Source organism: Nitrosospira sp. Nsp2 (genome assembly GCF_003050965.1).
In the GTDB taxonomy this organism is placed as follows: Bacteria; Pseudomonadota; Gammaproteobacteria; order Burkholderiales; family Nitrosomonadaceae; genus Nitrosospira.
Genome location: NZ_QAOU01000004.1, coordinates 271,645 through 283,921, shown reverse-complemented (window position 1 = coordinate 283,921; position 12,277 = coordinate 271,645). Strand labels below are relative to the sequence as shown.

At 55.5% G+C, this 12,277-nt stretch carries 10 protein-coding genes; 3 read left to right on the top strand and 7 right to left on the bottom strand.

Going from position 1 to position 12,277, the window contains the following annotated elements; genetic code table 11:
- Positions 1-20 precede the first annotated feature (20 nt).
- Positions 21-1,385, bottom strand: coding sequence for an NAD-dependent succinate-semialdehyde dehydrogenase (locus C8R31_RS11130; RefSeq protein ID WP_107694130.1), 1,365 nt, complete (start codon positions 1,383-1,385; stop codon positions 21-23).
- A gap of 87 nt (positions 1,386-1,472) precedes the next feature.
- Here C8R31_RS11130 and C8R31_RS11125 point away from each other — a divergent pair, with 87 nt between their 5' ends.
- The 3 genes from C8R31_RS11125 to C8R31_RS11115 all read left to right on the top strand — a co-directional run bounded on the left by C8R31_RS11125 (position 1,473) and on the right by C8R31_RS11115 (position 5,809).
- Positions 1,473-3,422, top strand: coding sequence for a lytic transglycosylase domain-containing protein (locus C8R31_RS11125; protein ID WP_107694129.1), 1,950 nt, complete (start codon positions 1,473-1,475; stop codon positions 3,420-3,422).
- Positions 3,419-4,360 (top strand): complex I NDUFA9 subunit family protein, encoded by a 942-nt coding sequence (locus tag C8R31_RS11120; protein WP_107694128.1) that lies wholly within the window; start codon positions 3,419-3,421, stop codon positions 4,358-4,360. Before C8R31_RS11125 ends, C8R31_RS11120 begins: the two co-directional genes overlap by 4 nt.
- 195 nt (positions 4,361-4,555) lie before the next feature.
- Positions 4,556-5,809 carry a multifunctional CCA addition/repair protein gene (locus C8R31_RS11115; protein ID WP_107694127.1) on the top strand — a complete coding sequence of 418 codons (1,254 nt, stop codon included), beginning with the start codon at positions 4,556-4,558 and terminating at the stop codon, positions 5,807-5,809.
- 96 nt (positions 5,810-5,905) lie between these two features.
- Here the strand turns inward: C8R31_RS11115 and msrA are convergent, their stop codons facing one another.
- The 6 genes from msrA to C8R31_RS11085 form a co-directional block, all read right to left on the bottom strand.
- Entirely contained in the window at positions 5,906-6,382 is a 477-nt protein-coding gene (msrA, locus tag C8R31_RS11110; protein WP_107694126.1) for a peptide-methionine (S)-S-oxide reductase MsrA, read from the bottom strand.
- A gap of 121 nt (positions 6,383-6,503) precedes the next feature.
- Positions 6,504-7,256, bottom strand: coding sequence for an SDR family oxidoreductase (locus tag C8R31_RS11105; protein WP_181320559.1), 753 nt, complete (start codon positions 7,254-7,256; stop codon positions 6,504-6,506).
- An 85-nt stretch (positions 7,257-7,341) separates the two neighbouring features.
- Positions 7,342-7,983: a thiol:disulfide interchange protein DsbA/DsbL gene (locus C8R31_RS11100; RefSeq protein WP_107694125.1), complete on the bottom strand. Its 642-nt coding sequence runs from the start codon at positions 7,981-7,983 to the stop codon at positions 7,342-7,344.
- A 325-nt stretch (positions 7,984-8,308) separates the two neighbouring features.
- Entirely contained in the window at positions 8,309-8,905 is a 597-nt protein-coding gene (locus tag C8R31_RS11095; protein ID WP_107694124.1) for an SPOR domain-containing protein, read from the bottom strand.
- 22 nt (positions 8,906-8,927) lie between these two features.
- A complete protein-coding gene (gene argS / locus C8R31_RS11090) occupies positions 8,928-10,670 on the bottom strand; it encodes an arginine--tRNA ligase (protein WP_107694123.1) in 1,743 nt (580 codons plus the stop codon).
- 256 nt (positions 10,671-10,926) lie between these two features.
- The gene (locus C8R31_RS11085; RefSeq protein ID WP_258192678.1) at positions 10,927-12,237 is read right to left on the bottom strand and encodes a TIGR03790 family protein; all 1,311 of its coding nucleotides are present in this window, start codon (positions 12,235-12,237) and stop codon (positions 10,927-10,929) included.
- Positions 12,238-12,277 lie beyond the last annotated feature (40 nt).

Below are 12,277 nucleotides of genomic sequence, written 5' to 3'. Positions count from 1 at the left end.
TGCCAGCATAAGCGTTAAAATTACCGTATCCAGACCGTTTTGATGTTAACGAACTCTCGTATGCCATGGTACGACAACTCGCGGCCAAAGCCCGAATCCTTGATGCCCCCAAATGGCAGGCGGGGGTCGGACCGGACCATACCGTTGACAAAACTGCATCCGGCTTGAATTTGGCGCGCGACTTGTTCGGCATGGTCAGAGTCTCGGCCCCAAATACTTGAACCAAGTCCGAAACGGGTGTCGTTGGCAATATGGATGGCTTCCTCTTCATTTGCTGCAGGGATTACAGTAGCCACGGGCCCGAATAATTCTTCATTATAAGCCCGTGTTTTCGCGGTTACCCGGGAGAGTATCGATGGCGGGTAAAACGCCCCGTTTCCGTGGACCGGCTCGCATCCAAGAATTGGCTCCGCACCTTGCGCAATTGAATCGACGACTTGCTCATGCAAGTCTTTCCGCAGATCAAGCCTTGCCATTGGACCGAGCTGCGTTGCGTCACTCATCGGGTCGCCCATCTTCAGTTCCGCCGTTTTCTTAATGAACAGCGACAAGAACTCCTCGGCTATTTCCGCCACCGGGATGATGCGCTTGGCGGCAATGCAGGATTGACCACAGTTCTGGAAGCGCGATTTCACCGCAAAGCTGGCAGCGATATCCAGATCCGCATCTTTTAATATAATAAACGCGTCCGAACCGCCGAGTTCCAATACGCATTTCTTTAAATGCTGACCGGCATGGGAAGCAACTTTACGCCCTGCTGCCTCTGAGCCGGTAAGCGTTACCCCGTGCACAAAGGGGCTCGCGATAGCATCCGCCACATCGGAAGCTTCGATCATGAGCGTGGTAAAAAGATGCGGAGGAAATCCGGCGTCACGGAACAGCTGTTCCAGCGCCTGGGCGCATTGCGGAACGTTGGACGCGTGTTTCAGGACGCAGGCATTGCCCGCCATCAGGCTGGGAGCAGCGAAACGCATGACCTGAAAAAAAGGAAAATTCCAGGGCATTATGCCAAGTACGACGCCTAGCGGTTCGTAGGAAACATAGCTTTTGCCGGCGTCAGTCTGGACCCTCTCGATCTGCATGAAGTGCTCCGCATGCACCGCATAATAATCACACGCAAGTGCGCACTTCTCCACCTCGGCCCGCCCCTCGCGCAATGGCTTGCCCATTTCGGCGGCCATCAGCACGGCATACTCATTGACCCGCTCGTGCAGCAGCATGGCGGCGCGATTCATGCGGTCCGCCCGTTCGGGTAATGTGGTCAGCGCCCAGGTCCGTTGCACACCGTCCGTCTGCTCCAGAACAGATGCGAGATGACGGCTGTCCCAACTCGCGTAGGTCTTGAGCGTCTCATTGGTGGCGGGGTTTAAGCTGATATACGGCATGATGTGCTATTCTTTAACGGACGTTTTAAAGTTGAAGGGGCAAGAGCGGGACGGTTGAATCTTCACTTCACTTAGATATAGCAGGTTATGAAAAAGTTGTTTGCAGGTTTATGGTTGGCAGTTTGCGCCGGAACCCTGACAGCTGGGCAGGACGACGACTTCCTTGCCCTGCGGCAGGCGTTCCAGGCGGGTAATTCCGTGCGGGTAGCGACATATGCTCAACGTCTGAAAGGGCATGTACTTGAACCATATGCCGCCTATTACCAGTTGCGTCCCCAGCTTGAGAACCCATTAGTGGACCCCGGCGCGATCAAAACGTTTCTGGAACGCTACAAGGATACGCCGCTGAGTGATCGGCTGAAAGCCGAATGGCTGAAGACATTGGGCAAAACACAGCAATGGGCTTTGTTTGCAGAAGAGTACCCGGGTTTGACGAGCACGGATATGGAACTGACCTGCTATTCCCTGCAGCAGCGCCTGGCTGCATACGATGCCAGCGCACACACCCAAGGCCGTCCCCTGTGGTTTAACCCCCGCGACCTGCCGGAAAGCTGCACCCCTGTATTCGAAGCGCTTGTAGACAACGGAGTGCTAACCATAGACGACGTATGGGCTCGACTGAGACTGGCGCTGGAAGCAGGCAACGTAAGCGTGGCAAAGCGCATCAATCTGTACCTTCCCGAAGATCAAGGGCTCAATGAACGCAAGCTTGCCGCGGCCACAGACAATCCCCTGCGCTACCTTGAAACACATGGAAAGAACTTAAAGACTCGCGCTGACCGCGAAGTTGCAATATTCGCACTGCTGCGGTTGACCCGTAGCGGTCCCGACCAGGCTTACGCCTATTGGCCAAGGATACGGGAACAGTTCGATGAAGCGGAACATGCTTATTTCATGGCCCAGCTCGCAGATCAGGCGGCACGGAGATTGAACCCCCGTGCCTTAAGCTGGTTTATGGAGTCGGCGAGCAGTAGTACACCCGTTGCGTTATCCGATGCGCAGCTCGGCTGGAAAACCCGCGCGGCTCTGCGCGCAGGCGACTGGGACTTGGTACTGGACACTATTGAAGCCATGTCAACCCAGGAACAACAGGCCGGAGTATGGCGTTACTGGAAAGCACGCGCCTTGAAGGCGAAGGGCAGAACACCCGAGGCGAACGAGATTCTTGCTCCTTTAAGCAACGAACATAATTTCTATGGTCAACTTGCGGAAGAGGATTTGGGATTAACGATCGGCGCTCCGGCAGAGTCATACAAGGCCACGCGGCAGGAGATGGCCGCAGTCGAGCGATTGCCCGGAATCCGCCGGGCGCTTGCGCTGTACCGCCTGAACCTGCGGACGGAGGCCGCACGCGAATGGACCTGGGTAATACGCAATTTCGATGATCGCCGCCTGCTGGCGGCGGCCGAAGTGGCCAGCCGGAACGGGATTTACGACCGCGCTATTTATACGGCGGACAGGACCGTGGAGTATCACGATTTCAGCCTGCGTTTTCTTGCTCCTCATCGCGATACCCTGCGCAACATCCTGAAACAACAGGAACTGGACGAAGCCTGGGTTTATGGCCTTATCCGCCAGGAAAGCCGCTTTGTGAGCGATGCACGATCCAGCGCCGGAGCGATGGGCCTGATGCAGCTGATGCCAGCCACGGCAAAATGGGCCTCAAAAAAGGTGGGAATAAGGAAATTTCAGGCTGCACGCGTCACCGAGGTCAACACCAATTTAATGTTGGGCACCTATTATCTCAAGCACGTCCTGACCCTGTCCGGAGACCAGCCGCTGCTCGCATCCGCGGCCTATAACGCCGGCCCCAGTCGCGCGTGGCAATGGCGGGATGAAAAACCGCTTGAGGGAGCCATTTACGCGGAAACCATCCCCTTCAGCGAGACCCGTGATTATGTAAAAAAGGTCATGAGCAACTCGATGTATTACGCCCGAACCTTGGGACATCAGATAACGGCCCTGAAGAACCGACTAGGCATCGTCGCGTCCCGTTCCGGTGTTGAAAAACTCGCGGAGGGTGAAAACACGCCATGATCATCAATAATGTGTGCATTTTTGGCGGCAGCGGTTTTGTAGGCCGTCACCTCGCCAACGTTCTGACGGACCAGCAAATCCAGTTGCGTGTTCCCACCCGCAATTATGAGCGGGCCAAGGACCTCCTGGCTATCCCTACCGTGGATTTGGTGGAGGTGACAGCTTACGACGACGACCAACTCGACCTGCTCCTGATGGGCATGGATGCGGTCATCAACCTGGTGGGCGTTGTCCACGACGATTTTCATAACGCGCACGTGGAGATGCCGCAGAAAATCGTGGCCGCGTGCAGACGCAACGGCATCGGGCGGATACTGCAGATGAGCGCCCTGAATGCCGGCCCAAACCAGCCCAGCGCCTATCTTCGCTCCAAAGCCGAGGGCGAACGGATCGTCATGACATCCGGCTTGGCTGCCACGAGTTTCAGGCCCTCGGTCATATTCGGGCCGGGGGATTCTTCAATTAACCTGTTTGCGAGGCTGGGTCGGCTGCCGGTATTGCCCCTGGCATTACCGGATGCGAAATTCCAGCCGATCTTTGTCGAGAATGTGGTTCAAGCATTTACGTTGAGTCTTGATGATCCGAAGACTTTTGGCCAGAGTTACGATTTGTGCGGTCCGAGGTGCTACAGCCTGCGGGAATTGGTCGAATATTCGGCGCACGTCACCGGACATGACCCTGCAATTGTCGGCCTCAATGACGTGCTCTCCCATCTGGAAGCGGCAGTGATGGAAATCCTGCCGGGCAAACTCATGAGTGTGGACAACTACTATTCCATGAAAATTGACAACGTATGTGATTGCGCCAAACCCAGCAATTTCATGGAAATATGGGGCATCCATCCGACGACGCTGGAGGAAGTGGCGCCGATATATCTGGCTCATCAGACCCCGCGTGAAAGGCTCGATTGCCTCCGTCACTGGTCAGCCGGACGTTAACCCACGTCCATTGGGAAAAACGCGTCCTGAGAATTTCCATTACAAGAGGTTTCCGAGTACGCCATAGAGCCCCAGCTGAACGCGCAGAAGAAAAAATTACACTCGCCACCTCAGATTGTTAGCGCTGGTAAAATTTCTTGAGTACCTCGTTTCGCTGACGAGATTAGACTAGATTAGGATTGATGTAGCCCAATAATGAAAACTTACCTTGTTGGCGGCTCGGTACGTGACGAGATTCTTGGCCTGCCGGTTTTCGATCACGATCATGTCGTGGTGGGTTCGTCGCCTGACGAAATGGTGCGGCTTGGCTACCGGCCGGTAGGAAAGGATTTTCCGGTTTTCCTCCATCCGGTAACACAGGAACAATATGCCCTTGCCCGCACCGAGCGCAAGGTTTCGCGCGGATACAAGGGCTTCGAAGTTTACGCTTCGCCCGAAGTGACATTGCAGGAGGACCTGGCGCGACGCGACCTCACTATCAATGCCATGGCCAAGGATCAGGATGGCAATATCATCGATCCTTTTGGAGGAGTCGCCGATCTCGAAGCTGGCGTGCTGCGCCACATCAGTCCGGCTTTCACCGAAGATCCCGTGCGGGTACTCCGAACAGCCCGTTTTGCCGCTCGTTTCGGTTTCCGTATTGCGCCCGAAACGCTCGCGCTGATGAGCGAGATGGTTCACAACGGCGAAGTGGATGCCCTGGTACCCGAGAGGGTTTGGCAGGAGTTTGCGCGCGGCTTGATGGAACGGCGACCTTCGCGCATGTTCTATGCGCTGCGCGAGTGCAGTGCATTAACCCGGATCATGCCCGAGGTCGATGAACTCTTCGGTGTGCCCCAACCGGCGAAATATCACCCCGAAATCGATACCGGGGTGCATGTCATGATGGTAATCGATCATGCAGCGGCGAAAAATTATACTCTACCGGTGCGGTTTGCTTCGCTTACCCATGATCTCGGCAAAGGCACCACGCCACCTGCGGAGTGGCCTCGTCATATCGGTCACGAAGCGCGCAGCGTAAAACTGGTGGCGGGTTTATGTGAGCGCGTCCGTGTACCTAACGATGCGCGCGATCTGGCGTTGTTGGTGGCGCGCTACCATGGCGACGTGCACCGCGCAGCTGAATTACGCGCGGCTACTATCGCCGACATGCTCCAAAGGGTGGATGCATATCGCAAGCCCGACCGCTTCGAAGAATTTCTGCAAGCTTGCTCATGCGATTTCCATGGCCGCCCCGGCTATGCCGAACGTCCATATCCTCAGACGGAGCGTCTGCAACAGGCATTCGAGGCAGCCAGGAGGGTTGATGCAGGCTCCATTGCCGCACACCTGAACAGAACCATCTCCGACCCCGCCCGTTTGCCGGCAGCGATCAATGCCAAGGTAAGCGAAACGCGCATCGCCGAAATCCGCAACCGGTTAGGCACACCGCTGCCCGAAGGATCTTGAGGATTCTGCAGGCTTGCGACAGCTGGAGTAGAGCGCACCCCATTATCCGCATTCCAAACCCACTGTCGCGCCCGCGACGACTTGTTCAGATGTTTCTCAAGTGTGGCAATATCCGGATATGCCGCGCTTCTCAAAATAGCGTTGATGGTATTCCTCAGCGCGGTAAAATTCGCCGGCGGGCGAGATTTCCGTCACGATCGAGCCCTGCCAACGCCCGCTTTGCTCCTGCTTCTCTTTGGAAAGTCGCGCCGCAGCCTCCTGCTCGGGCGTATAAAAGAATATGGCCGAACGATACTGAGTGCCGATATCCGGGCCCTGACGGTTGAGCGTGGTTGGATTGTGGCTATTCCAGAACGCAGCGAGCAAAGCGTCGTAACTGACCCGAGACGGATCGTATTCCACCTGCACAACTTCCGCGTGGCCGGTATCTCCAGTGCAGACATCATGATAGGTCGCGTTTTTCCAGCGCCCTCCGGAATAGCCGCATATTGCCTCGTGCACACCCTCGACTGCCCGAAACGCAGCCTCCACGCCCCAGAAACAGCCCGCACCAAAAATCGCTTTTTCTGTCATCGGTAACACCTCTTTAAGTGTATTTTTACGTGACGTTCAACATTAAGCTCACTCCCTCTGCTCCGGCCCATTACCAGCCCATCGCCCACCCCAAACCGAACCCCGGTAATTCGTTTTGCTGTCACCGGGGCTTGCGCGGAGCATTTGCAAAGAGGCGATCATAAAGAAAATCGGGCAGCAGTTTCAGAACACGCGCCACGATTGCCATCTGCCAGGGAATCACCGCAAACGATACCTTGTTCTCAACAATGGTGATGATTTTTTCAGCGGCGACTTCCGCTGTCAGGATAAAGGGCATGCGGTAGGGATTATTTGCCGTCATGGGGGTTACGATATAGCCAGGGCAAATAGTAATGACGGACACACCGCTACCGTACATCTCCACCCGCAGGCTCTCAAGATAGCTGATGGCGGCGGCTTTGGAAGCCGAGTAAGCGCCGCCTCCCGGAAGACCTCGATAGCCGGCCACACTCGCAATGCCAACCAGGCTGCCGCGTCCGGCTGCCTGCATCGCGGCAAGAAACGGCTGGAATAGGTTGACCATGCCCAGGACGTTAGTCGCCACGATGTCCTCGAACACTTCATTATCCTCGGCATAGGCGGTTAAGGTCCCCCGGCTGATACCGGCATTGGCGATAACGACGTCGGGACAACCGTAGCGGTGCATGAAATCCTCCCCTGCTGCCCGGATTGCTCCCGCATCGCGAACATCAGCCGCATAGATTGACGCACGCGATGATTCCGCGGCCAATGTCTCCAGCAAGTCACGCCGCCTTGCAATCAGGCCAAGCGTGGCGCCCGCTTCGGTGTAATGTTGTGTCAGTGCCCTGCCCAGCCCGCTTGTCGCACCGCTAATGATGACCTTCAATGGCACTCGCCGAATTAACCAACAGATTCTCTATGGAAGGTATTGCTGGCCGATTGACAAAAATGCTCAATCGATCCTACCCGTACGTCTTCTATTTCTTCCTTTCCTTGCCCACTTTTTCGATCAATTCTTCCATTGTCCGGATCGTGTCTTCCGGCGTGCTGCCCATCCTTCCGCTGGTAAGGTATTTTCCATCCACCACCACGGCCGGAACCCCCGTCAATACGTAATCCTTGGACATGCGCGTGACGCGTGTGACCTGGTTCTGAACCGCGAACGAGTTGTAGGCATCGATGAATTTCTGCCGGTCGACCCCTTGTTTGGCTATCCAGTCGAACAGTATCTCGTCCCTGGTCAGATCGATCTTGTCACGGTGAATGGCATCGTAGACTTTGTCGTGCAATTTATCACTCATTCCAAGCGCTTCGAGCGCGTAAAAGGTTTTTGCGCCCGGGATCCAGTTTGCGCGAAAGACAGCGGGAACATAACGGAAGCTTACATCGCCAGGCATCCGCTTAAGCCAGGCCTTGATCCGCGGGTGGAGTTCATAGCAATGCGGGCAGCCGTACCAGAAGAACTCGATAACTTCGATGCTTTTTTCATCCGCCGGCTGAGGATGAGACAGGGTCGTGTAATCCCTGCCTTCGACAATTTCAGCGCGAGCGCTGGAAATAGTCGTCAAGCTCATGCCTGTCAGTAAAAGAATTGCCGCTAGAATCCGCAATAAATTCATCGTTTTTCTCCTTGAGATAAACAGGACCCTGAACCTGAAAACCATATGCGCCTGAGCGAAGTCCGGGATGAAATGCACAAAATTCGGCTACAAGAATGCGATACCGTCCTTCGCTGCGTACCTGCCAAGAGCAAGTAGCAAATCCGCAGCCGGTCTCTCGGGGTGGACAAGTCAGCTGGCATTTCGTGGTATCGCGTGGATCATAAGCCAGCAGCCCGCCGCACCTGATGCTCATCCAGATTCTACCAGCATCGTGGTTTGGTGGCGCACTCGCTCCGAGAGTTAAACATGCTGGTATTGCCCGGCTGCGATTGGGGTACTCCTGCTACTGCACTGCGTCGTTTACTTTGATAATACTGCTCGGAACGCCATTTTGTTGAAGGGAAGCGCGCACCTTGTTCATGTCGTCGGTGCTGGAAAAGGGTCCCACGCGCACCCGGTGCCACATGCCTTTCCCTGCCAAGTCCGCAGCTTGAACGGTTGCTTCGACCCCCATCATTGCAAGTTTCGCTTTCAGATTATCCGCATCCTCGGACTTTTGGAACGAGCCAGCCTGCAGGAAATACTTTTCGTGGACAGAGGGCCGCTGCGCCGGTTGCTTGAGTTGCTGATCCGTTACAGGTTCCTCGCTGCCGGGCAGTATTTTGTAGAATTCAAATCGGGGCTTGCCATCCGGGGCTTTGACGCCGCCTTCTTCACCTCCGGCGACTTTCTTCTCGGGTTGATTCACGGCGCCCATCGTCTCGGTGCTGCGCGGCCTTTCGTGGGAAATAAATGGGCTGGGGCTCTTATTGATATACATCCACGTCCCGATCGCGCTGAGAAGACCCAGCGCATAACCGATAAACACCCCCAGGAGCAACGCATTCTTATCTTTGCCGAAAACCGAAGAGTTTGGGCGCGTTTTGTAATCGCGACTCATAAAAAGTCAATCATGGGGCATCCTACATTTTCGCGGGTGCGCTTACACCGAGCAGTTTCAACCCGTTGCTCAACACCCGTCGTACGGCGGCCACGAGTCCCAGCCGAGCGAGCCGGAGCGGTATGTCCGGAACAAGGAAACGTGTTGAATTATAGTAACTGTGAAACTCACCTGCCAGTTCTCTAAGATAGAACGCTATCAGATGTGGGGAAAGCTCCCTCGCCGCCGCTTCCACCATTTCCGGATAATCGATCAGCTTTTGCAACAGTGACAGCTCCACGACGCTCGCTAACGGGGACATATCCGCCCCAGCCAGAATGGCAGTGTCTTCGCCCCACTGCTCCAGCACGCTGCAAACTCTGGCGTGGGCGTATTGCACGTAATAGACAGGGTTATCGTTGCTTTGCGACTTGGCCAGGTCGAGATCGAAATCCAGGTGCTGATCGCTTTTTCGCAACACATAAAAAAAACGCGCTGCATCGTTGCCCACCTCCTGGCGCAACTCCCGCAAGGTGACAAACTCGCCGGCGCGCGTCGACATCGGGGCCTTTTTCCCGTCTCGGTAAAGTACCGCGAACTGCACCAAAGCGATCTCGAGCTTGCTCGGGTCGAACGCCATTGCCTGCAACGCGCCTTTTACACGAGCGATGTAGCCGTGATGATCGGCTCCCCAAACGTCGATGACACGTTCAAACCCCCGCTGGAACTTGTTGAGATGGTAGGCGATATCGGAAGCAAAGTAGGTGAACTGTCCGTTTTCGCGCTGAACCACCCGGTCCTTTTCATCGCCAAAATCGGCGGAACGGAACCACTTCGCGCCATCCTGTTCGTACAGGTAATTTCCTTGTTCGAGTAGTTGAACCGTGTTTGTAACCGCACCGCTATCGAACAACGATTGCTCTGAAAACCATGTGTCGAAAACTACGCCGAATTCAAGCAGGTCGTTGCTGCAATCGCCTAATTGCTCGGTCAGCACGAAATTGTGTATATAAGCATAGTCCTGTCCCAGCAATTTTTTGGCGTTGGCGATCAAGGCATCGAGCATTTCCTCGGAATCCTCTTCCGCGGAAATGCCTTCATACAGCAAAGCGGGCGCATGTATATATCGACCCGCGTGCGCCTTATGAATCAACCGCGCCATGTCGCGCACGTATTCGCCCTGGTACGCGTTTCCGGGAAAGTGGATGGCGAGACTGTTTAGTTCCAGATAACGCAGCCATGTCGAGAGCGCCAGAATATCCATCTGCCGGCCCGCATCGTTAACGTAGTACTCGCGGGCGACGGAGTAACCGGCGGCGGCGAGTACATTGGCAAGGCTGGCCCCAAATGCCGCCCCTCGTCCATGCCCCACGTGCAGCGGCCCGGTGGGGTTGGCCGACACGAACTCCACCTGGATTTTTTTTCCGGCACCGATGTTGCCATGACCAAAAGTCTCACCGGCGCGCAGGACGTACCGTGGAAACTGCTGTTTCACGGACGTAGTAAGAAACAAGTTGATAAAACCCGCTCCCGCGATCTCGATTTTTTCCAGATAAGGCGAAGCCGAAAGCGCTTCGACAAAGGATGCGGCCACGTCACGCGGACTGCGGCGTAGCGACTTGGCAAGCTGCAGGGCGAGATTACAGGAATAGTCGCCATGACTTGCCTGCTTGGGACGGGAGAATTCAATTTCAATGTCAGGGCTGGACGGCGCCATGCCGCTCAATACAGGGCGCAGGAGTTCGGTAAAGTGGTACTTGAAGTTTGGCTGGAGTGATGAATTCATGGCTGCGTCTTGCGGGGGCGCTCAGATTTATGCAGCCGTTATTATAACGACATCGTATCCGTTACACGGAGTTTGATCGCAGGTGAAGCAATCTTCCAGAAACAAAGGGTGATAAAGCCGACAGAGAACGAAACCAGAGTGGTTTCGCTCGAACGATCAGAGCAGTCACTTGAGTTTGCAACGTTTACACATCACGAACAGGCTTCAGAGTTTCTAGAATACTATTGCTCAGCCGAGCTTTGCGGAAAGTAGCCGTTTACCAGCGCAATTGCAGGTAGCCTTCCGATTCAGAAAACTTAAAACGCACGCGATTCGCGCCACGGCGTATTCGCGGCTGCTGCGCAAATGGTTGGAATGGGCCGGCAGCGGAACGGGATCGTTCGATACGCAAACGCGTTTCGCGTGGCGAAAAAATATGGAGCTCGAATTGCCCAGGGCGAATTTCCCGCAAATAAGGCGCAAACGGCTGAGATAGGGGTTCTCCCACGAAAACGCCTTCGCCCGGCCAGGCGACGCTTTTCCAGTAAGCTTCAATTGCGCTTGCGCCAAGCGCGTAGTGAAACATGGCAATGCCCGGAAACGGAAACTTCTGCATATGGTTGCACGGCTCTACCACGGTGCCGTAACTGGCGGTCGCACCGGCCTCCAGCCAACGCAAGCTGCTCATCTGGCCGAAGCCCGTCAACTGACCGCCAGTAGACGTCAAGTGATCCGCCAGCGCTCCGGGCAGGAACGCTAGTGTATCAAGCTGCGGCACATGTACCCGGCCGGTAAAGTAAAAGAGAATATCGCGGCGGTCCGCAATTGCTTCGCTTTCGACTATTTCGATGGGAAAAACACCGTCCAGTTCTTTCGCGGCAAGGTCGAAGTTGACCGCCCGAACGCTACGTGCCTTGTCAGCCGTAATGACCAGATAGGCACGTCCAGCAGGGAAGCTGTGGTCGGCGGCAACGCCGCGGTCGATGAGTGTCTTGACCTGTTGAAAATCAATACCTGCCAGCATCATGGCTGGCCGCAATTCATAATCGCTGGCAGGATAATGGCTGGGGGAGTTGAAATAGCGGCTGGGTTGAGTCGGGCCACAACTGGATGAGCAGTAGCGTTCATCAAAACCAAACGCCAGTGCCGAGGTCAGAGACATGCAGGCGACCCGGTAGGGAACGGTCCACGCTACGGCATAGGCCTGGACGTGAGCAGGCGTCGCCCGGTCAATCTCCACCTTTAATTGCTGAAACTCGTCGCTGGAAAGCGTGTCGCGGCCCGGGGGGAACCGCAAATGAATAATGTTTCCTGGCGGGATATGACGCACCTTCTGGTAATAATCCGCGATTTGCCTGGATAACGGGTCGCTATCGTTGACGATAACGGCAAGGTCATCCGCGGTCAGCCCGGTGCGTGGCAGCTGAATTCGCGCTTGAGGGTCGGCCGCAACGGGCGCAAACATCAGCACTAGCAGCAGTGCGACGCCAAGCTGTGCCAGGAATCCTGCCCCGATCGGGTTTCTGCAACCAAATCCGCATAGCGCCATCTGAACATTTACTGCGGCCATATACTGATATTGCGCCACGCTTGAGGCATCGTCAACTGATGCCTGAAACTGGAATAGA